23 protein-coding genes and 1 tRNA gene are annotated in these 18,955 nt (G+C 69.6%); 12 read left to right on the top strand and 12 right to left on the bottom strand.

What is annotated here, in order from left to right:
• Nucleotides 1-138 precede the first annotated feature (138 nt).
• Together ALI22I_RS37680 and ALI22I_RS37675 are read left to right on the top strand one after the other, a co-directional pair.
• Nucleotides 139-360 (top strand): type II toxin-antitoxin system HicB family antitoxin, encoded by a 222-nt coding sequence (locus ALI22I_RS37680; RefSeq protein ID WP_077010375.1) that lies wholly within the window; start codon nucleotides 139-141, stop codon nucleotides 358-360.
• Nucleotides 361-402: 42 nt separating this feature from the next.
• Nucleotides 403-579 carry a type II toxin-antitoxin system HicA family toxin gene (locus ALI22I_RS37675; RefSeq protein WP_083752303.1) on the top strand — a complete coding sequence of 59 codons (177 nt, stop codon included), beginning with the start codon at nucleotides 403-405 and terminating at the stop codon, nucleotides 577-579.
• 619 nt (nucleotides 580-1,198) lie between these two features.
• Here ALI22I_RS37675 and ALI22I_RS37665 read toward each other — a convergent pair.
• Both ALI22I_RS37665 and ALI22I_RS37660 read right to left on the bottom strand, forming a co-directional pair.
• Nucleotides 1,199-1,272 (bottom strand) — tRNA-Pro (locus ALI22I_RS37665).
• Nucleotides 1,273-1,296: 24 nt separating this feature from the next.
• A complete protein-coding gene (locus tag ALI22I_RS37660) occupies nucleotides 1,297-2,256 on the bottom strand; it encodes a metallophosphoesterase (protein WP_077010373.1) in 960 nt (319 codons plus the stop codon).
• Nucleotides 2,257-2,320: 64 nt separating this feature from the next.
• Between ALI22I_RS37660 and ALI22I_RS37655 the strand changes: the two genes are divergently transcribed.
• Nucleotides 2,321-2,788 (top strand): GatB/YqeY domain-containing protein, encoded by a 468-nt coding sequence (locus tag ALI22I_RS37655; RefSeq protein WP_077010372.1) that lies wholly within the window; start codon nucleotides 2,321-2,323, stop codon nucleotides 2,786-2,788.
• A 777-nt stretch (nucleotides 2,789-3,565) separates the two neighbouring features.
• Here the strand turns inward: ALI22I_RS37655 and ALI22I_RS37650 are convergent.
• On the bottom strand, nucleotides 3,566-6,043 hold the full coding sequence (locus ALI22I_RS37650; RefSeq protein ID WP_077010371.1) for a penicillin-binding protein: 2,478 nt from the start codon (nucleotides 6,041-6,043) through the stop codon (nucleotides 3,566-3,568).
• 255 nt (nucleotides 6,044-6,298) lie between these two features.
• Between ALI22I_RS37650 and ALI22I_RS37645 the strand changes: the two genes are divergently transcribed.
• Nucleotides 6,299-6,589: a WhiB family transcriptional regulator gene (locus ALI22I_RS37645; protein WP_077010370.1), complete on the top strand. Its 291-nt coding sequence runs from the start codon at nucleotides 6,299-6,301 to the stop codon at nucleotides 6,587-6,589.
• 16 nt (nucleotides 6,590-6,605) lie between these two features.
• Here the strand turns inward: ALI22I_RS37645 and ALI22I_RS37640 are convergent, their stop codons facing one another.
• The 4 genes from ALI22I_RS37640 to ALI22I_RS37625 form a co-directional block, all read right to left on the bottom strand.
• Nucleotides 6,606-7,721: an ArsA family ATPase gene (locus tag ALI22I_RS37640; RefSeq protein WP_077010369.1), complete on the bottom strand. Its 1,116-nt coding sequence runs from the start codon at nucleotides 7,719-7,721 to the stop codon at nucleotides 6,606-6,608.
• Nucleotides 7,718-8,710: an ArsA-related P-loop ATPase gene (locus ALI22I_RS37635; protein WP_179118493.1), complete on the bottom strand. Its 993-nt coding sequence runs from the start codon at nucleotides 8,708-8,710 to the stop codon at nucleotides 7,718-7,720. Before ALI22I_RS37635 ends, ALI22I_RS37640 begins: the two co-directional genes overlap by 4 nt.
• Nucleotides 8,711-8,793: 83 nt before the next feature.
• Entirely contained in the window at nucleotides 8,794-9,045 is a 252-nt protein-coding gene (locus tag ALI22I_RS37630) for a hypothetical protein (protein WP_077010367.1), read from the bottom strand.
• 32 nt (nucleotides 9,046-9,077) lie between these two features.
• Nucleotides 9,078-9,332, bottom strand: a complete 255-nt coding sequence (locus tag ALI22I_RS37625; protein WP_077010366.1) for a hypothetical protein — start codon at nucleotides 9,330-9,332, stop codon at nucleotides 9,078-9,080.
• Nucleotides 9,333-9,427: 95 nt separating this feature from the next.
• On the opposite strand from ALI22I_RS37625, the gene ALI22I_RS37620 reads away from it, so the two are divergent.
• The 6 genes from ALI22I_RS37620 to ALI22I_RS37600 are packed head-to-tail and all read left to right on the top strand — an operon-like array spanning nucleotide 9,428 to nucleotide 13,155.
• Entirely contained in the window at nucleotides 9,428-10,285 is an 858-nt protein-coding gene (locus tag ALI22I_RS37620; protein ID WP_077010365.1) for a helix-turn-helix domain-containing protein, read from the top strand.
• Nucleotides 10,282-10,464, top strand: coding sequence for a DUF397 domain-containing protein (locus ALI22I_RS37615; protein WP_077010364.1), 183 nt, complete (start codon nucleotides 10,282-10,284; stop codon nucleotides 10,462-10,464). The genes ALI22I_RS37620 and ALI22I_RS37615 overlap by 4 nt, the downstream gene beginning before the upstream one ends.
• A 58-nt stretch (nucleotides 10,465-10,522) precedes the next feature.
• Nucleotides 10,523-10,678, top strand: coding sequence for a hypothetical protein (locus ALI22I_RS49930; RefSeq protein ID WP_106616451.1), 156 nt, complete (start codon nucleotides 10,523-10,525; stop codon nucleotides 10,676-10,678).
• Nucleotides 10,675-11,133, top strand: a complete 459-nt coding sequence (locus tag ALI22I_RS37610; protein ID WP_077010363.1) for a RidA family protein — start codon at nucleotides 10,675-10,677, stop codon at nucleotides 11,131-11,133. Before ALI22I_RS49930 ends, ALI22I_RS37610 begins: the two co-directional genes overlap by 4 nt.
• A gap of 1 nt (nucleotide 11,134) precedes the next feature.
• Nucleotides 11,135-11,737 carry a hypothetical protein gene (locus tag ALI22I_RS37605; RefSeq protein WP_077010362.1) on the top strand — a complete coding sequence of 201 codons (603 nt, stop codon included), beginning with the start codon at nucleotides 11,135-11,137 and terminating at the stop codon, nucleotides 11,735-11,737.
• 38 nt (nucleotides 11,738-11,775) lie between these two features.
• Nucleotides 11,776-13,155: a hypothetical protein gene (locus ALI22I_RS37600; protein WP_077010361.1), complete on the top strand. Its 1,380-nt coding sequence runs from the start codon at nucleotides 11,776-11,778 to the stop codon at nucleotides 13,153-13,155.
• Here the strand turns inward: ALI22I_RS37600 and ALI22I_RS54890 are convergent.
• The 3 genes from ALI22I_RS54890 to ALI22I_RS37590 are packed head-to-tail and all read right to left on the bottom strand — an operon-like array spanning nucleotide 13,152 to nucleotide 14,577.
• Nucleotides 13,152-13,280, bottom strand: coding sequence for a hypothetical protein (locus ALI22I_RS54890; protein ID WP_274523032.1), 129 nt, complete (start codon nucleotides 13,278-13,280; stop codon nucleotides 13,152-13,154). The two genes, ALI22I_RS37600 and ALI22I_RS54890, sit on opposite strands and share 4 nt — an antisense overlap.
• Entirely contained in the window at nucleotides 13,277-14,176 is a 900-nt protein-coding gene (locus tag ALI22I_RS37595) for a Gfo/Idh/MocA family protein (protein WP_077010360.1), read from the bottom strand. The genes ALI22I_RS54890 and ALI22I_RS37595 overlap by 4 nt, the downstream gene beginning before the upstream one ends.
• A gap of 8 nt (nucleotides 14,177-14,184) precedes the next feature.
• Nucleotides 14,185-14,577 (bottom strand): hypothetical protein, encoded by a 393-nt coding sequence (locus tag ALI22I_RS37590; RefSeq protein WP_143532642.1) that lies wholly within the window; start codon nucleotides 14,575-14,577, stop codon nucleotides 14,185-14,187.
• A gap of 30 nt (nucleotides 14,578-14,607) precedes the next feature.
• Between ALI22I_RS37590 and ALI22I_RS37585 the strand changes: the two genes are divergently transcribed.
• Both ALI22I_RS37585 and ALI22I_RS37580 read left to right on the top strand, forming a co-directional pair.
• A complete protein-coding gene (locus tag ALI22I_RS37585; RefSeq protein ID WP_077010358.1) occupies nucleotides 14,608-15,411 on the top strand; it encodes an NUDIX hydrolase in 804 nt (267 codons plus the stop codon).
• Complete coding sequence (locus ALI22I_RS37580; protein WP_077010357.1) at nucleotides 15,408-16,181, top strand: MBL fold metallo-hydrolase; 774 nt, start codon at nucleotides 15,408-15,410, stop codon at nucleotides 16,179-16,181. Before ALI22I_RS37585 ends, ALI22I_RS37580 begins: the two co-directional genes overlap by 4 nt.
• 45 nt (nucleotides 16,182-16,226) lie before the next feature.
• Here the strand turns inward: ALI22I_RS37580 and dnaN are convergent, their stop codons facing one another.
• Both dnaN and ALI22I_RS37570 read right to left on the bottom strand, forming a co-directional pair.
• Complete coding sequence (gene dnaN / locus ALI22I_RS37575) at nucleotides 16,227-17,333, bottom strand: DNA polymerase III subunit beta (RefSeq protein ID WP_077010356.1); 1,107 nt, start codon at nucleotides 17,331-17,333, stop codon at nucleotides 16,227-16,229.
• Between the two features lie 69 nt (nucleotides 17,334-17,402).
• Nucleotides 17,403-18,641 (bottom strand): MFS transporter, encoded by a 1,239-nt coding sequence (locus tag ALI22I_RS37570; RefSeq protein WP_077010355.1) that lies wholly within the window; start codon nucleotides 18,639-18,641, stop codon nucleotides 17,403-17,405.
• Nucleotides 18,642-18,955: the final 314 nt, after the last annotated feature.

Raw genomic sequence — 18,955 nt, 5'->3', positions numbered from 1 at the left:
CGGCCCCGCACCCACACAGCACATGCCGCACACCGGTTCGACCGCTGCGCCGAAGGGACCACTCGCCATACCTGCCACTGATCGACCAGCCAAGCCCGGCACCTGCCCTCACCCGCTCCCCGGTGGGACACTGCCCTCATGAGCCAGCCGCACACCTTCACCGCCGCCGTCCACCAGGAAGAGGACTGGTACGTGGCCCAATGCCTGGAGGTGGACGTTGCCAGCCAGGGGCAGACAATCGACGAGGCGTTGAGCAACCTGGCCGAGGCCGTGGCGCTCTACCTCGAACACGCCCCGGCGCCCACCATCACACCGGCCCCGTTGGTGACCCACTTCCACGTGCCCGGCAGTGCCGCGTGAGCCCTGCCCTGGCCGACCTGCCCGTGCGGAAGGGTCGAACGCGTGTTGAAGTCCCTCGGGTTCGAGCACGTACGCACCAAAGGCAGCCACGCCGTATGGCGGCACCACGACGGCCCCACGGTCATCCTGCCGATGCACGGCACCATCAAGCGGGGCACGCTGGCGTCGGTAGTGCGCCAGGCCGGTCTGACAGCCACGGAGTTCCTGGCCCTGCTGTAGCCACCGGGGTTGGTACAAAAGCGGACGTGACCGGAGCGCATGACGATGCGCCCGCCGCCCGAGGGTAGAGCGGTTAGGGGCTACCTGTTTCCGTGGTGTACGTCGTATCGCGCGCGGAAGGCACCGTCGCCGGCGCGCCCGGTCCCGATCATCGGCACCCGTGGCCCGGGATACCGGTACGGGGACGGAACGCTGCGGGGCGGGTTGACGCGTGCTGGCTGCCGATCGCCAAAGGGCTGACGCCCCACGGGCCTACGGCACACGCACAGGACGCTCCTGGTGGAGCTGGGAGTGCCGACGAAGCTGATTGACGAACGCATCGGGCACGAGGACGGCTCTGTGCAGGGGTCGGTACACCCACGTGACGGCACTCATGCGAGAACGACTCATGGAGGACCTGACGGGGCTGTGGGAGGCAGCTCTGGACGCTGGGCTGGAGATGTGCCCGACTTCGCCCGTCCAAGCCCTGGACTGGCTGCTCCGGCCGACCTAGGAGGGGTAGTCGGCCGGAGGCGGAACCCGTGATCGTCTCCCAGATTTCTCCCCGAGACGTGCCGCAACACGAATCAGGCCCCGTCCATGTCTACTTTGGACGGGGCCTGATCTGCACTTACCGGTGTCGGGGTGACAGGATTTGAACCTGCGACCTCTTCGTCCCGAACGAAGCGCGCTACCAAACTGCGCCACACCCCGGCTTGCGATCGAACGAGGAGAACTCTACCTGACGTTCCCACCCACTCCGAACCGGGTATCCCTTTCCGTGTCGGAGTGGGTCTGACCTGCGTCGACGGGGCGTGCGACCAGGGTGAGCAGGCTTGCCTCCGGTGGGCAGGCGAAGCGCACCGGGGCGTAGGGGGACGTGCCGAGGCCGGCCGAAACGTTCAGCCACATGTGTGAACCCCAGCGGGAGATGCCGCGGGCGCGGGAGCGGTCCAGTTCGCAGTTCGTCACGATCGCGCCGTAGCCGGGGATGCGCAGCTGGCCGCCGTGCGTGTGGCCCGCCAGCACCAGGTCGTAGCCCTCGGCGGCGAACGGGTCGAGGACGCGCGGCTCGGGGGAGTGGGTCACGCCCAGGCGCAGCGGGACGTCCGGGATCGGGCCGCTGATCTCGTCGAACCGGTCGCGCTTGAGGTGCGGGTCGTCCAGGCCCGCGGCGAAGACCTCCAGGCCGTTCACCTCGAACCGGTGGCGGGTGTGGGTCAGGTCCAGCCAGCCACGTTCGATCATCGCCGCACGCAGGTCCCGCCACGGCAGCGGGATGCCGTGGATGCGCTTGGTCTTCGCCGACGGCAGCAGGTAGCGGGCCGGGTTCTTCGGACGGGGCGCGTAGTAGTCGTTGCTGCCGAACACGAACACACCGGGACGGTTCAGCAACGGCCCCAGGGCGCGGACGACGGCGGGCACGGCCTGCTTGTGCGCCAGGTTGTCGCCGGTGTTCACCACCAGGTCCGGCTCCAACTCGTCCAGCGCCGCGACCCAGCGCTGCTTGGACTTCTGACCCGGCATCATGTGCAGGTCGGACAGGTGCAGCACCCGCAGCGGCGACGAGCCGGGCGCGAGCACCGGCATCGTCGCCTCGCGCAACGTCCACCGCCTGCGCTCGATACCCGCCGCGTAGGCGAGCGTGGCGGTACCCAGGGCGGTCGTGGCGAGCAGCGTTCGGCCGAGCTTGTTCACGTAGTGGAGGGTAGGGGGTTAACCGATTCGAGGTGCTACGGGCCGCCCGGTACCGTTCCGGCTCATGGCGGAGTTGAAGGCGCGGTTGCAGGCGGATCTGACAGTGGCGATCAAGAACCGGGAGACGGTTCGGGCCGGCGCGCTGCGGATGACGCTGGCTGCCCTGACCACCGAAGAGGTCTCCGGCAAGACCGCTCGTGAGCTGAGCGACGACGAGGTGCTGAAGGTCATCACCCGTGAGGTGAAGAAGCGCAAGGAGGCCGCTGAGGCGTTCTCCGGCGCCGGGCGGACCGAGCAGGCGGAGCTGGAGCAGGCCGAGTCCAAGGTGCTGGAGGCCTACCTCCCGGCGCAGCTCGGTGACGACGAACTGGCCACCCTGGTCGACGCCGCGATTGCCCAGGTGGCGGAGCAGATCGGCGAGCAGCCGGGGCAGCGCCAGATGGGCCAGGTCATGAAGGCCGTCAACGCGCAGGTCGCGGGACGTGCCGAGGGCGGCCGGGTGGCGGCGGCGGTCAAGGCCAAGCTGGTCTGACGGCGGCGGGGCAGGGCGGGTCGGGGTTTGGTGCGGGTAACGCGGCTCAAGGCGGTCGGAACAGACACGATCGGGTGATCATCGCCCGAAAATGTACGGAAACACTGTTCTCGTACCTCGGTTGAAAACCAGCGGAAACCCGAAACCACCCCCCGACCGCCCACCACCCCCCGACCGCCCACCACCCCCCGACCGCCCACCACCCCCCGACCGCCCACCACCCCCCGACCGCCCACCACGACCCCACCGCCCGAACCACCAACGACCCCGACCCACCCACCAGCCTGACCCACGCCCCAACCACCACGACCACGACCACGCCAGCCCAACTGCCAGCCCGACCAACGCGCCCCCGAGCAACGGCCCCGCCCGGGACCGGACCGTCGCCACTCGGGACCGCCCAGCTGCGGATCTTGGCCGGGCCCGTGGCCCGGACGGCGGCCGAGATGCACCGTCGCCGCCCGCCACCAGCCCCATCGGAACTCGCCGCCCGATGCGGAGGCCTGGACCTGGTGCCGGGTATGGCGGCCTGTGTGCCGGCCGCCCGGCCGCCGCCGAACCGCGGCCTGAACCGGCGGCGCGGAACAGCCGCCGAGCAGCGCACTGGCGCCAACCGCCACCCGAGGAGCCGCTGCCACCCAAGCCAGCGACCGGCAACAGCCGCAGCTGGCGATACGAGTGGGCACCAGGCCGGCCACGTCGGGCCGGCGCGGACCCACGGCGCGGACCCACGGCGGGGCTGGCGGCGCGGGGCGGCGGTGTGAGCCGGCGGGTGGGTTAGCGGCGGGGTGGGTTGGTGGGGATGGTGATTACCGGGGGGTTGCCGCCTGGGCGGCCCGGTGGGACTGGTTGGCCGGGTGGGTTGGGTTGGCCTGGGGAGGGTGGTTCGGTGGTGGTGGTCGGGTCGGTTGGTTGGGGTGGGGGGACGTAGCCGGTGGACACCAGGAGGGTGACCACGGTGCCGCGTAGTGCGCTGCCGCGTGGTGTCTGGCTGACGACCTGGCCCTTTGGCTGGTCGGAATTGCGGTTTTGGGCGGACACCTTGTAGCCGGCCTGTTCGAGGATGCGGGTCGCGTCGTTCACGTTGCGGCCGACCACGTCCGGGATGCGGATCTCGGCGCCGCCCTTGAGGTAGCGCTCCTCCACGGGCGGCATGCCGCGGACCGGTAGTCCTTCGTGGACCTTCGTCATCGTCTCGAACCAAGTGCGCGCGGGCACGGTGCCGCCGTAGATGTCGCCCTTGCCGCACAATTTGGGCGGGCCGGCGTTGACGCAGATGCCGCGCGGTTCGACGCCGTCGTTGAACGTCTGCACGGCGCCGGCGAAGTCCGGTGTGGCGCCGATGAACGCGGCCGACTTGTAGTCCTCCGTCGTCCCCGTCTTGCCCAGCATCGGGCGCGTCCACTTGAACTGCTGCGCCGCCCTCGCCGCGGTGCCGGTGCCCTGGTCGTCCTTGGACATACCGACCGCCAAGCCGTTCGCCAACGGCTCCGCGACGGCCTGCTCGCACGGCGCCTCGTTGACCGTCACCGGCTGGCCGTTGCGGTCCAGGATCCGGCCGATCGGGGACGGTGGGCACCACACGCCGCCGCTCATGATCGTCGCGGCCACGTTCGCCAGCTCCAGCGTGCTCACCGGCGCCGGGCTCAACGTGAAGGAAGCGTTGCCACCGTTGGACTTGTAGAACTCCGTCTGCGAGATCCGCAGGTCCTTGTTCTTCGACTTCGAGTCCGGCCGCATGCCCGCGATGTTCGTCGCCATCGTCTCGCGCATCCCCAACCGGGACGCCATGTCCACCACCGGGTCCATGCCCAGCTGCTCTTCCAGGATCACGAACCCCGTGTTCGGCGAGGTCTGCAACGCCGTCTGCAACGACATCTGCGGCGGGTAGCCGGCCGAAGCGTTGCCCAGGCAGTACCACCGCGTGTCCGGCTCACCGGTGGGCGGGCAGCTCTTCCCGCCACCCTTGAACACCCGCGACACGTACGAGTTCGGCGTGGCGATCGTGTTCTCGATGCCCATGCCCTTCTCCAACGCCGCCGCCGCCGTGAACACCTTGTAGACCGACCCGGCGCCGAACTTGTTCTCCACCCCGGACGGCAGGTCGAACTGGGTCTGGAACTGGTCGGCCTTCAACCCGTAGTCCCGGTTCGCCACCAGCGCCACGACCTCGTGCCGCTCCTTGCCCGGCCGCACGACCGCCATCGTGTTCGCGATCCCGTCGGTGGACTTCGCGACCTGCGCCTCCGCCGCGCGCTTGGCGTTGGAGGTGATGGTCCGGTCCAAAGTGGTCCGAATGGTGTAACCGCCGGTCTTCAGCTGCTCGATGCTGAAACCGTTGCGCTCCAAGTAGTTCACCACGTACGAGCAGAAGAACCCGTTCTCCGGCCCCGCGCCGACACACCCGTTGGGCGGCGTCCGCACCGGCGTCGCCAACCCCAGCGGCTCCTGCTTGGCGGCCTCGGCGGCGTCGCGGGACAGCTTGTCGTTCTCGACCATCTTGTCGATGACCTGGTTGCGCCGCTCCAACGCCTTCTCCGGGAACACCTCCGGGTTCAACGCCGACGGGCTGTTCACCATGCCCGCGAGCATCGCCGACTGCGCCACGGTCAGCTTGTCCGGCGTGGTGTTGAAGTACGCCTGGGACGCCGCCGCGATGCCGTAGATCGTCGAGCCGAACGGCACCACGTTCAGGTAGCGGGCGAGGATTTCCTCCTTGCCCAGTTGGCGTTCCAGTTGCAAGGAGATGCGCCATTCACGGGCTTTTCGCGCAACAGTCTGCTCTTGTGCCTTTTGCTGTTCCACCTGGTTGTTCCGCGCGACCACGTGCACGAGGTAGTTCTTCACGTATTGCTGCGTGAGCGTGGAGGCACCCTGCGTCACAGAGCCGCTGAACTGGTTGGTCAACCCGGCGCGGATCGTGCCCCGCCAGTCCACGCCCTGGTGCTCGTAGAACCTGCGGTCCTCCACCGAGACCAGCGCGGCCTTCATGGTGGGCGAGATCTTCTCGGGTGGGACCAGCACCCGGTACTGGTCGTACAGGTACGCGATCGGCTCGCCGTCCTTGTCCGTGATCGTGGAGATCAACGGCGGGTCGGTGGCGACCAGGTCGGCGGAGATGCTGTCCACCGTGTCGCCGGCTCTGTTCGACACCAGCCCCAGCGAGCCGACGACAGGGAACAACATGCCTGCCAGCAGCACTCCGGCTAGCAGACACAGGCCGAGCAGTTTCAGCACGCCGTTCCTGGCTCGCATGCAGGTCAGCGTACGCGGCACCCGAAGAGGTGATCGAGATCGCGCACAGTTGATTACGCAGAATGAGTACTCGTACTCAAGACAGGTAACAGGTGGGCAACCCAGGCTTGGAGGTGGAACCAGAAGGCTCTACAGTCCGTCACTGTCCAAGACAGCAGCCGAAGGACGACCACTCGTTGGTGAGCCTACGGCATCCGCGGCAGGGGTGTGGCGGATTTAGGAAGTCTGGGCACTGTGTGAACTGAGGTGGGGGCTATGCAGCAGGGGGATTGGCGTATCAAGGCTTCTTGCCGTGACGAGGAGCCGGATCAGCTCTTCGTCCGCGGGGCGGAGCAACGCAAAGCCAAGGTGGTGTGCCTGGGATGCCCGGTACGCACCGAGTGCCTTGCCGAGGCCCTGGACAACCGGATCGAGTTCGGTGTCTGGGGCGGCATGACGGAGCGTGAACGGCGGGCGTTGCTTCGGCGTCGCCCGGATGTCACCTCCTGGCTCGAACTCCTGGACACAGCACGCCAGGAGCACCACGAGGAGTCCAGGGTCGGTTAGGCCGGTAGGTCTACCCCTACTCGCCCGCCAGCCGCCGACCGATCTCGTGCAGGCCGTCCAGGTCGTGCACGTCGGTCGGCAAGGCGGGCACACCGATCAGTGGAACACCAGGGTGCGCACGGGTGAATCGCGCGAGCAGTCGCTTCTCCCGATCGGCGACGGCCACGCGATCCGCGTGCACCCGCAACACCGCGGCAGCCAGCGGGGCGTCTCCAGTGCGCTCCAACCGGTCCGCCGCCGCCAACGCACCGGGTGCCGGCAAGGGGGCCAGCACCGGGTGCGTCCGGTTCGCCACCAGACCGGTCAACGGCATCCGTTCCGCGCTCAACCGCTCGACGAAGTAGCTGGCCTCGCGCAACGCGTCCGGTTCGGCCGCCGCGACCACCAGGAAGCCCGTGCCCGGTGATCGCAGCAGCTCGTAGGTGGCCTGGGCGCGTTGCCGGAAGCCGCCGAACATGCTGTCGAACGCCTGCACGAACGTCGAGGCGTCGTGCAGGAGTTGGCCGCCCACGATGGTCGACACGGCTTTGGTGAACAGGCCGAAGCCCGCGCCGACGATCTTGCGGATGCCGCGTCCGCCCGCACGGGCGGGCGCCGACAGCATGCGGATCAGTCGGCCGTCCAGCACCGTCGAGAGCCGTTGCGGCGCGTCCAGGAAGTCCAGCGCCGAGCGGCTCGGCGGCGTGTCCACGACCACCAGGTCCCACTCGTCGCGCTCCACCAGTTGGCCCAGCTTCTCCATCGCCATGTACTCCTGCGTGCCGGAGAACGACGTGGAAATGGTCTGGTAGAACGGGTTGGCCAGGATCTGCTCGGCCCGTTCGCGGCCGGCGTGCTGCCACACCATGTCGTCGAACGTGCGGCGCATGTCCAGCATCATCGCGTGCAGCTCGCCCTTGACCCCCTCGACGTCGACGCGTCGTGGCTGGTTGTCGAGCTCGCCCAACCCCAGCGACTGCGCGAGCCTGCGCGCCGGGTCGATGGTCAGCACGACGGCCCGCCGGCCGCGTTCGGCGGCGCGGATGGCCAGTGCCGCCGCCGTGGTGGTCTTGCCGACGCCACCCGAGCCGCAGCACACCAGCACCCGCGTCTCCGGGTTGTCCAGCAACGCGTCCACGTCCAGCCGGTTCACCGCACACCTCGCCCGACCAGCACCTCGGCCAGTTCGTAGAGCGCGGCCACGTCCACCCCGTCGGTCAGTTCCGGAAGCTCCACAGTGGGCAGATCGGATTCGGCCAGCTTCTCCTTGGCCCGTTGCTCCATTCGGATGCGCAAGGCGTGCTCCACGGTCTGCTCGACCAGCCCGTCCAGCACGTCTTCATCCACGTCGAGGCCCGCCGATGCCAACCCGGCGCGAATCCGGTTGGCGTCGACCCGACCTTCCGACGCCGACGCGACCGATCGCGCGGGCAGCCGTGGCGGGCTGACCCGGTTCACGAACACCGCGCCCGGCCTCAGGTCCGCCGCGTCCAGCTCGGCGACCGCGTCCAACGTCTCGCGCACCGGCATCTCCTCCAGCAGCGCCACCAGGTGCACCGCCGTGTCACCGGAGTGCAGCAGGTTCACCACGCCGTCGCTCTGGCCCTTGATCGGCCCGACCTTGGCCAGATCGGCCATGGCCCTGGTGACGTCCAGGAACCGGACCACGCGGCCGGTCGGCGGCGCGTCGAGCACGACGGCGTCGTACTCGTGCCGCCCGGTCTTGCCCGCCCGGCGCACGCACTCCTTGACCTTGCCGGTGAGCAGCACGTCCCGCAGGCCGGGGGCGAGGGTGGTGGCGAACTCGATCGCGCCCATCTTCTTCAACGTCCGGCCGGCGAAGCCGAGGTTGTAGAACATGTCGAGGTATTCGAGCAACGCCGCCTCGGGGTCCACGGCCAGCGCGCGCACCTCCCCGCCGCCGGGCGCGGACGCGATCCGCTCCTCGGAGTACGGCAGCGGCGGGCGGTCGAACAGCTGCGCGATGCCCTGCCGGTTCTCCACCTCCACCAGCAGCACGCGCCGTCCGCCGGTGGCCAGCGCCAGCGCGAGCGCCGCGGCGACCGTGGTCTTGCCGGTCCCGCCCTTGCCCGTCACCACGTGCAGTCGCGCGCGGGTGAGTTCGTCGGTCCAGCCGTTCACCAGATCAGCCTATGCGCGCCGCCCTGAGAACTGCCCTGGGAATCGCCGGCAACGCCGCGCGCCCCGGCCGATCCGAGCACGGGTCAGTCCATCATGGTGACGAACACCACCGCGATGGCCGTCGCCGCGACGATGCCCCACGCCACCACCGACGGCAGCACGTACGCGATGAGCACCGCGACCACCGCGACCATCACCGCCCCGATCAGGAACGCGCGCATCACGTCGGCATGTCTGGCTCCCTTGCGATCCCGCGCCTGCGCCATCCCGACCAGGATCATCACCAGCCCGCCCAGCAGGAACGAGCTGGTGGCGACGATCCGCCACGTTTCCACGTGATCAACGCTAGCCCCGGGTGACCGCGCAGTCACGTCTTGACGTCGTGGTTCACCGCACTTTCCACCCACACGAGGCGGGCCTCGGCCGTCTTGTCGATGGTGAAGTACCAGAGCGCCCGCTCCGCGCTCGTGGTCGTGATCCGCAGACCGCCGTCCCTCCGGGTCACCTCCGTCGATCCGTCGCCGAAATCCAGTCCCCACGCGGCCACCCACCCGTCGCAGGCGTCCTCTTGGACGATCGCGAACAGCCGGGGCGCCTCCGCGATCACTTCAACATCATCCATGGTTGAACGCTATCATTCGAGCTGTTCAAATCACCGAAATCGAATGGGTGAAGTCATGGTGACCGGGTACTACGCGGAGTGGCTAGGGTGATCGAATGGCTATCGGCTCGACGCGGGGCAAGCGCCGCCTCGGACGGCACCTCCGCCCGATCCTGGAGAGGTCCGGCCTCAAGGTGGACGACGTCGTCAAGCAGTCCCGGGTCTCGCGTCCGACGATCACCCGAATGCTGTCCGGTGAGGCACTGGCGCGCTGGCCCGCGCTGTCGATGGTGCTCGACGTCATCGGGGCGACCCCGGAGGAGAAGACCCGGGCGCTGCAACTCTGGGAAGTGGCCGACGTCGACCCCTCGGCCGTCGAGCACGCCCGTGACCTGCCCGCGAACTACAAACGCCTCCGGATGGACGAGTTGGAGGCGGTGCGGGAGCGCACTCTCGACTCGGCCCTCGTCCCCGGTCTGCTCCAGACCGCCGGGTACGCCGAAGCCCTCGCGCGCGCCGCACGCCGCCGGATCGTCGGCGACAGTTGGGACTCCCAGGCAGCCGCCGAACGATCCGACCGACAAGGCGCCCTGACGCGCGAGAACCCGATCGAGTACCACGCGCTGATCGACGAAGCCGCACTTCGCCGACTGGTCGGTGGCGCGGACGTCATGCGAGAGCAGTTGGACCACCTCGTGGCCATGACCAAGCGGCCGAACGTGACGATCCAGGTCCTGCCGTACGCGGTCGGCGCTTACGGCGCGCAGTCCGGAGCCATGTTCCTGCTCGACTTCGACCAGTCGGACGAACCGCAGGCGGCCTATGTGGAAGCTCTGACCGGGATGGTCCCCGTAGAAGATGAGGCGGTGGAGGTGTTGTCGGCGGTCTGGGACGACGCGGCGCACCTCGCGCTCACGGCGAAGGGCTCCGTGAGCCTCATCAAGGCAGTACGGGACACCCTAGGAGACACATGATCGACCAGACCTGGCGCAAGAGCAGCAGGAGCGGTTCTGACGCGCAGTGTGTCGAGTTGGCCGTGACCGAGCGCGTCGCCGGTGTGCGGGACACGAAAAACCGGGATGGCGGGACGTTGGTGTTCGGCGTGCGGGCCTTCTCCGCGTTCCTGACCGAGGTGAAGAACACTCGCGTATGACCCGAACGGGGGTACTCGGTCGGGTGCCCCCGTTCGATCTCCCGCTAGGCTGCGGCTCATGCAGAAGTGGGAGTACGCCACCGTCCCGCTGTTGATCCACGCCACCAAGGCGATCCTGGATCAGTGGGGCGACGACGGCTGGGAACTGGTGACCGTCCTGCCGAACCCGAGCGGTGAGCAGCACGTCGCCTACCTGAAGCGACCCAAGGCATGAGCTGGACGGCGCGTCTGGCCGAGCTGAATGTCGAACTGCCCGAGGTCGCGGCTCCGGTCGCGGCCTACGTGCCCGCCGTGCGCACCGGGCAGCTGGTGTTCACGTCCGGGCAACTGCCGTTCGTCAAGGGCACGCTCGCGGCCACCGGCAAGGTCGGCGGCGACATCAGTCCGGAGGAGGCCAAGGCGCACGCCCGCACCTGCGCGCTGAACGCGTTGGCCGCCGTGGACGCGCTGGTGGGCTTGGACTCGGTCGTCCGCGTCGTCAAACTGGTCGGGTTCGTCGCCTCCGCCGAGGGCTTCACCGGCCAACCCGCCGTGATCAACGGCGCGTCGGACCTCCTGGGCGAGGTCTTCGGCGAGGCCGGACGGCACGCGCGGGCCGCGGTCGGCGTGTCCGAGTTGCCGTTGGGCGCGCCGGTCGAGGTGGAACTGATCGTCGAGATCGGGGAGTGAGATGTCGGACACGTGCCACGAGCTGTTGCTGAGGCTGGCCGGGCGGCTGCCTGACGACGTCCTGTGGAGGTTCCGCGACTGGGCCGCCACGGACGCCATCACGGTGCTCGCACGCGCCCTTCCGCGCACGTTGCTGCACGACAGGATCGGTCTGACGGACTACGAGCAGCGGCTCCTCGCGGACGCCCTCGTGCCGCATGGGGCCGACCGGTCCACGATCAGTTCGGTCAAAGGGCTGGACGAACTGCCCGAATCCGGCTACACCTTCTCCCCGGAATCACCCGAACGGGTGGCGATGGGTGATTCCGCGACCGTGGTGCTCGGAGCGACCTTGCGGGGACGCCTAGGGGTCGGCGAAGTCCGGTCCTCGTGGCGGCTCGGCAGGGGCGAACCCAGGAGGCTGATCCTGGTCACCACCACGACCGGGGAGCCCCGGTTGACCGGTGAACTCCAGCGGGTGCTGCGGGCGCTCGGCGAGCACGACCCGTGTGTCGAGGTCTTGCCCGCCGGACTGGACCTGCCGCCCTACCACCGGGCGGCGTTGGCGGCTTCGGAGCTGGTGTGCACCGGCGCCGACGCCGACGGGCACCTGGTGCCCGTATAGAGCTCGGCGCTCCCGCGCGGGCCGGAAGGAGAACAGGCGTGACGAACGACGGAGTGGGACTCCCCGTCCGTTTACACGACCTCCTGTTGGCGCTGGCCGGACGTGTCGACGACGACGCGTTGACCCAGGCTCGGGAGCTGCTGGCGGTCGCAGAGCTGGACAGAGCCGTGGAGCTCGTCGTCGGCTGCCTGCTGGCCGGGCGCATCCCGGTGTCGCCGGAGGAGCGCCACGAGATCGGCTGGTTGCTCGGCGAGGTCCGCTCGGACCGCACGCTGGCCGACCGGCTGTTCGCGGTCGAGCAGGTGCCGGTGGTCAAGCACCGGTTCAGCGTCGAGTCCGACCCGGCCGACGGCCTCGGTGACGTGCTGGGCAAGACCGTGTCGGTGCTGCCGGACGTGCGCGGTGTGCGCGCGACCTGGCGGTCCAGCCCGGCCGGTGCGACGCCCGGACCGCTGCCGCAGCGGGTCGTCCTGGTGGACATCGGCCCGTCGGGCTTCGCGCCCGCCACCGCCTACCGGGTGGACACCGTGCTGCGCAAGGCCGGTATCCGGGCGGCGGTCGAGGTGCTGACCGTGGGCACGCAGCTCGGCGAGTACCACGCGGCGGCCGTCACCACGGCCCGCGAGGTGTTCTTCTCGTCCGGGTCCACGACCCCACAGCCACCACCGGACTCCGGCGCGTGGTTCGACGGTGAAGTGCGGGGCCAGGCACCGGTGATCGAGCCGGAACCGGTGCCTGTCGAAACCCAGAACGGCTCCAAGTCACGTCGTGCGCGCGTCGAGTCGTACGAGGGGGCGCAGCCGTTTCCGCCCAAGCCGGTGAGGCGGCTGCCGGTGCGCGAACCGGTCGAGGACGTGCGGGCGAACGACGTGCACGTCAACGACGTTCGGGCGAATGACGTCCGGGCGAACGACGTTCGGGCGAACGACGTGCGCGCGAATGACATGCGGGCGAACGGTGTTCGGGCGAATGACATGCGCGTGGACGACGTGCGTGTGGACGAGCCGTACGTGGAGGACGTCCGCGTCGACGAGCCGCGCGTCGAGGACATCCGGGTCGAGGACGTCCCGGAGGCTCCCGTCGAGCCGCCGCCGCCCGTGGTCGAGGAGCCGCCGATGATCATGGGACCGGCGCTGTCGTTCGCGTTCCCGGACGACCACCCGTTGTCGCGGGCCGAGGTGACCACCGAACTCGGGCCGGACGACCTGGCCGCGTTGCAGGCGGCGTTGGCCGAGGGACAGGCTCCCGCGGCCGTGCAGCTGCCGCCGACCGTGGACGCCAAGCTCAGCGACCGGGAACGGGCGTTGTTGCAGCAACTGCACGAGGAGTTGGCGCAGCGCGAGCAGCAGTCGTGGCCGGCCGGGCCGGAGTTCGTCAACGGCATGCCGAAGCCGACGAACGGCAAGTACCCCGGCTAGAGGTCGCGGAGTTTCGTCAACAGCTCGGCCCTGTCGTCCGCGGTGAGCGGGCGGTGGGGCCGAGCTGCTTTCCGGTCCGTGGCGGCTTCGATCCGGCGGCGGACCGGGTCGTCGGCGGGCTTCACGCTTCCGCCTTCCGCCGCGCCAGGTCGATGATCCGCTGGAGGTGCAGGCCGCGGCGGACGTCCAGCGGGTGCTCGGTGGTGCCGCTGTCGACCATGGCCACGAAATCGTCCAGCAGGTTGGTGAAGCACTGCAGGGCGGTCGTGCCGCGGTCGGCGAGCACGCGGTGACCGTGTTCGCCGTAGACGATCACCTCGGCGATGCCCGGGTTCAACGGCAACGTCATGGTCATCGTGGCGGTGCTGGTCGCGCCGCCCTCGTGCTGGAAGACGAGCTGCCACAGGCCGTGCTCGGACCGGTTGGCCGCGATGACGTCGGTGATCGTGCCCAGGGTCGCATCCAGCAGGTCGAACGCGTGCGGGCCGATGTCGTCCAGCGGGCCGCGGTCGTGCCGCCACGGCGAGTTCGAGAACGGGCCGCCGAGCAGCGCGCCGGTCAGCCAGCGGGCGCTGCCGCCGACCCAGCCGCCGGTTTCGCGGAGCTGCTCCAGCTGCTCGCGGGTCTCCGGGGCGAACCTCTTGGTGAGCATGATCAGGGAGGCGACTCCGTTGGCCCGCACGGCGTCGGTGAGGCGTTCGGCCTGCTGGAGGGTGGCCGCGATCGGCTTCTCCAGGATGAGGTGTTTTCCCAGTTCAGCTGCCTTGATCGCGATCTCGGACTGCACCTCGGGCGGCACTGCGAACGCGACCGCGTCGACCTGGTCCAGCAGTTCCTCGGGGGTCTTCGCGGTGGTGGCGCCGTAGGTGTTGGCCAGCTCGGTCGCGACCCCTTCCCGCCGTGCCCAGACCGTGGTCAGGCGGGTGCCCGGGTGATCGGCGAGGCCCGGTGCGTGCACCATGTTCGCCCAGGGGCCGGCACCGATGAGTCCTACGCGCAGCTGTTCGTCCACATGGCCCATCCTGCCTTTCACCGACCGCCGAGGTAACTGGCTGCGGGGACGAAGATCCGGCCGCCGTTGTCGAACCTCAGCTCCACGCCGTCGGCTCGGCGTTCGATCTCGGGGGTGGTGTCCCAGCCGTTCGGGACCTGGACCCGGTGGCCGTAGTCCTCGGTCTGGCCTAGCCAGACCTCGTGGTCGGTGCCGCCGATCAGGGTGGACCGTTGTTTGACGTAGACGTTCGGTGTGCCGTTGTCGGTGCTGGTCGTCGTGACGCTGGGGAGGAAGAGGATCACGGCGGCCGTCGCCGTCAGGCCGGTGCCGACGATCGCTCCGACGACGAAGAGGGCGATGTTGACCAGGCAGCCTTTGCGCATGGCGTTGGTCGTGGGGCTTGTCGTGGGGTCTTCTGGGGTGTCCACGGCGGATCATCCTCGTCGTAGGCTCGGGTTGTGCGTGAACTCCCCGAGGAACTGGTGTTGCCGGCGGGCTCGGTCCCGGAGACCTTCACCGGGCCGCCGGCCGAACCGCGTGACGCCGCGACGGTGGTGTTGGTGCGGGACGGTGCGTCCGGGGTCGAGGCGTTCCTGTTGCGGCGGGTGACCGCGATGGCGTTCGCCGGCGGGATGACGGTGTTCCCCGGCGGTGGGGTCGATCCGCGTGACGCGGACACGTCGGTGGCGTGGAGCGGGCCTTCGCCTTCGTGGTGGGCGGGTCGGTTCGAGTGTTCGGTGGAGCTGGCGACGGCGCTGGTGTGCGCGGCGGTGCGGGAGACGTTCGAGGAGTCGGGGGTGTTGCTGGCCGGGCCCTCGGGTTCGTCGGTGGTGGCGGATACCGCTCGGTTCGCGTCGGCCCGGGCGGCGTTGGTGGCGCGGGAGATGTCGTTGGCGCAGTTCCTGGCGGCGGAGGGGTTGGTGCTGCGGGCGGACCTGCTGCGGCCGTGGACGAACTGGGTGACGCCGGTCGAGGAGCCTCGGCGGTACGACACGCGGTTTTTCGTGGCGGTGCTGCCAGCCGGGCAGAGCGCGGACGGGGTGACCACCGAGGCTTCGGACGCGGCTTGGCAGCGGCCGGCGGACGCGTTGGCGGATTGGAAGGCCGGGCGGCGGGCGTTGTTGCCACCTACTTGGGTGACGTTGGCGGAGTTGGACGAGCTGGGGTCGGTGTCGGCCGTGCTGTCGTCGTCGCGGACGGTGTCGAAGATCATTCCGAAGCTGGTCAGGGAGGGCGGGGTCGTGCGGGTGGTCGTGCCGTGAGTGGGTTGGCTTATGGGGTGTTGCGGCAGGTCACGCCTACGGCGGCGGTGTTGCTGGCGGAGAACCCCGGTGTGATGACGTTGGACGGGACGAACACGTGGGTGCTGCGTGCGCCGGGGTCGTCGTCGTGCGTGGTGGTCGATCCCGGGCCTGCGGACGCCGTGCACCTCGGGCGGATCGCCGCCCAGGCGCCGGTGGAGGTCGTGCTCCTCACGCATGGTCACCCTGATCATTCGGATGGGGCGCGTTCGTTCGGGCGACAGGTGAATGCGCCAGTGCGGTCCGTTGATCCGGCGTTCAGGCTAGGCGGGCAGGGGTTGGCCGAGGGTGAGGTGATCGAGGCGGCCGGCCTGTCGATCCGCGTGCTGCCGACGCCGGGGCACACGGCCGACTCGGTGTGCTTCCAACTCGACGACGCCGTGCTGACCGGCGACACCGTCCTGGGCCGCGGCACGACCGTGGTAGCTCACCCGGACGGGAAGCTGGGCGACTACCTAGCGTCGTTGCGCCTCCTGGCAGCCCTGCCTGTGGGGACGGTCGGCTTGCCCGGCCACGGCCCCGAGCTGCCGGACGTCGTAGCCGCCGCCACCGGCTACCTGGCGCACCGCGAACAGCGGTTGGCGCAGGTCAGAGCCGCGGTGGCGCAGTTGGGCGGCGCCCCGACGCCCCGGGAGGTGGTCGAACTGGTGTACGCCGACGTGGACCGTTCGCTGTGGCCGGCGGCGGAGTGGTCCGTGCGGGCGCAGCTGGAGTACCTACGCGACGCCTGACGGATTGTCGATCACATCGTGTGCCCTGTGCCGTGCCTGGCGCGGTCAGGAGACCGTTCGTAGGGGCACTACCAGGTATGTCAGCTCCATGCCGTCGTCTCCTGCCTGGGACGTCAGCACGGTGGACCGCAGGCCGTCTTGGATTCGCAGCTCTACCCTCCGGCCGCTGAAGGCTCGTAGGGCGTCTGCCAGGTACCTGGCCTGGAAGGTCTTGGTGACCCGGTTGCCGTCGATGGTTGCCTTGATCGACTCTTCCGACTCGCCGTTCTGCGGATCGCTGCCTCGCACCCGCAGCTCTCCGTCGTCCACCTGGAGCGTGACCGAGCCGTGCGGGCCGGCGTACGGGACTGCCCGTCGCACCGCGCCCGCCAGGACGTCCGCTTCCACCAACACCGTGCTGTCGATGACCGCCTCCAACAGCTTCCGTACTCGATCGTCGGGGAACGGGGCCGCCAGCAGCGCCGTGCTCACGCTCCCGCCCGCCCAAGACAGGGCGATGCGGTCGGTGTCGGCGTGCACTGTCACCTCGGCATCGCGGTCCGGCTGCCTGGACGCCTCGGCCAGGACCACTGCCGGGGCCAGGACGTCCAGCTCGCCTGTCGGCACCCACGGTAGCGAAGCGAATGCCATTCGGTAACGATCTGTGGCGATCAACTCTAGTTTGCCGCTCGCCGCGCTGTGGATCCGGACGCCTGTGAAGACGGGCAGGGCGTCGTCCTTGGAGGCCGCGCTGGAGACGGGGACCAACGCCGATGTGAGGGTGCGGGCCGATAGGGAGCCCACCTCGGGCGGGAGCGGGGGAATGCCGGGGTGGGACGCCAGGTCCAGCAGCGGGAGGGCGAAGCGGGCCGTCGATGTGCGAACGGCCAGGCGTGAACCCTCCACGACGAGTCTGACCTGGGGGTCGTCGAGGCTGCGCAGGGTTTCCGCCAGCGGCTTGGCGGGGACTACGACGGCGCCGTCGACGTGGACCGTGGCCGGGCGGGTCAGGCGCACGGCGTGCTCACGATCACTGCCCGCCAGTTCGACCCCGTGCCCGTCGGCGCGCAGCACGAGGCCGGCCAGCACGGGATCGAACACCCTCGTGGGCAGGAGGCGGGCCACGTCGGCGGCAGCGGCGGCCAGGTCGGCTGTGGTGGCGGTCAGGTCCATGTCGGTGACGCTAGACCCGACCACCGACAATTCCGGGGCACGACCGAGGACACTGCGGATACGGCCTGGTCAGCGGCCCACCAGGGTCAGTTCGTCCTGCGTCGGCAGCGGCACGCCGGCCGCCACCGTGCCGCGGAACGCCCACACCAGGATGGCGATCACGAAGCCCGACAACGCCGCCGCGACGAACGCCACACCGGTGCCGTACGACTCGACCAGTTGACCACTCGCCGACTGCCCGATCGCCAACCCCACGGTCACCGCCGTCACCACCCAGCCGAACGCCTCGGTGTCCGTCCCGGCGGGCGCGACCTGCTCGATCGCGGCCGAGTGGGTGGTGGCCTGCGGCGTGATCAAAGTGCCGACCACGAGCAGCGCGGCACCGAGGCCGATCAGACCGGTCGGCACGGCGAGCAGCAGCGACAGCACCGCGAACCCACCGAGCAGCACGGGCAGCCGCAGGTGCATCGCCCGGGGGAACGGCTTCATCGCGTACAGAACACCGAACAGCACCGAGCTCACCGACCACAGGCTCAGCAGCAGCCCACCCATGCCGACGTGACCGGCCTGCGCGGCGGCTGCGGGCACGGCCACCTCGATGAACCCGATCGTCACACCGAAGCCCAACGCCGCCAACGCCACCGTGCGCATCCCCGGCGACGCCAGCGCACCGAGCAAGCTCCGACCCATCGGCGACGGCCGAACGCCGCGCACCGTCGGGTTCAGGGCGAACCACAGAGCACCGACCGCCATCGACACCGCGCCGATCACCACACCGGTACCGGCCCACGGCGCCGCGACCAACAGCCCGGCCAGACCGGGACCGAGGATGAAGAACACCTCCATGCTGATCGCCTCATAGGCGTACCCGGCGAGCCGCACGGACCCGGCCGGCAGCACGTGCGCCCACAACGCGCGGGACGCGGAGCCGACCATCGGTTCGGTGAGCCCGACCAGGAACGCGACCGGCACCAGTACGGCCAGCGTCGCCCCAGCCTCGACCGCGAGGATCGCCAGCGTCACGAACACCGTGAACAACGACACCGCGGTGAGCAGCGGACGCGTCGGCCCGAGCCGGTCCATCAGCCTGCCCTGCACGATCGACCCGACCGCGACACCCACCAGCGACGACGCCGACACCAGACCCGCCGCGGCGAACGAACCGGTCTCGCGCTGCACGTACAGCAGCAGCGAGAGGCCGACCATCGCGATCGGCAGGCGGGCTAGCAGGGAGGCGACCACGGGGCCGCGCATTCCGGGTGTGGTCAGGGCGGTGCGGTAGTCGGAGAGGCGAGCAGAGTGGGACATGTGTACCAGTATGCTCCGACTGGTACGCCCGTACCAGTCAATTGCCGGTGCGATCCATCACCGACCCATCACCGGTCCGGCAGCGTCCGTCATCGGCCTGGCGGCGTTCGGTGGAGTTCACCGCGCGGCCACTTCCGGGCGATCACCCGGTCGTGCACCGTCCACCACCTGGGAGTGGGTTGCAGTTCAGTTACAACACTGGGATGACCGGGTGAAACCATGTGGAGAAACCGCTGAACAGAGGGTCCGCGCGGGTGAACGGGCTTGAGTTGCGGGGTAGGTGGCGTGCGATCGTTGTAGCAGCCACTGCCGGC

The sequence above is a fragment of the Saccharothrix sp. ALI-22-I genome (assembly GCF_001984175.1).
Lineage (GTDB): Bacteria > Actinomycetota > Actinomycetes > Mycobacteriales > Pseudonocardiaceae > Actinosynnema.
This window is presented reverse-complemented; position numbering and strand designations above follow the sequence as displayed.

Excerpts from the sequence above, each read along its gene's own strand:
- ALI22I_RS37680 (WP_077010375.1), top strand. The coding sequence starts at position 139 with ATGAGCCAGCCGCACACCTTCACCGCCGCCGTCCACCAGGAAGAGGAC.
- ALI22I_RS37655 (WP_077010372.1), top strand. The coding sequence starts at position 2,321 with ATGGCGGAGTTGAAGGCGCGGTTGCAGGCGGATCTGACAGTGGCGATC.
- ALI22I_RS37650 (WP_077010371.1), bottom strand. The coding sequence starts at position 6,043 with ATGCGAGCCAGGAACGGCGTGCTGAAACTGCTCGGCCTGTGTCTGCTA.
- ALI22I_RS37645 (WP_077010370.1), top strand. The coding sequence starts at position 6,299 with ATGCAGCAGGGGGATTGGCGTATCAAGGCTTCTTGCCGTGACGAGGAG.
- ALI22I_RS37625 (WP_077010366.1), bottom strand. The coding sequence starts at position 9,332 with ATGGATGATGTTGAAGTGATCGCGGAGGCGCCCCGGCTGTTCGCGATC.
- ALI22I_RS37620 (WP_077010365.1), top strand. The coding sequence starts at position 9,428 with ATGGCTATCGGCTCGACGCGGGGCAAGCGCCGCCTCGGACGGCACCTC.
- ALI22I_RS37615 (WP_077010364.1), top strand. The coding sequence starts at position 10,282 with ATGATCGACCAGACCTGGCGCAAGAGCAGCAGGAGCGGTTCTGACGCG.
- ALI22I_RS49930 (WP_106616451.1), top strand. The coding sequence starts at position 10,523 with ATGCAGAAGTGGGAGTACGCCACCGTCCCGCTGTTGATCCACGCCACC.
- ALI22I_RS37610 (WP_077010363.1), top strand. The coding sequence starts at position 10,675 with ATGAGCTGGACGGCGCGTCTGGCCGAGCTGAATGTCGAACTGCCCGAG.
- ALI22I_RS37605 (WP_077010362.1), top strand. The coding sequence starts at position 11,135 with ATGTCGGACACGTGCCACGAGCTGTTGCTGAGGCTGGCCGGGCGGCTG.
- ALI22I_RS37595 (WP_077010360.1), bottom strand. The coding sequence starts at position 14,176 with ATGGGCCATGTGGACGAACAGCTGCGCGTAGGACTCATCGGTGCCGGC.
- dnaN (WP_077010356.1), bottom strand. The coding sequence starts at position 17,333 with ATGGACCTGACCGCCACCACAGCCGACCTGGCCGCCGCTGCCGCCGAC.
- ALI22I_RS37570 (WP_077010355.1), bottom strand. The coding sequence starts at position 18,641 with ATGTCCCACTCTGCTCGCCTCTCCGACTACCGCACCGCCCTGACCACA.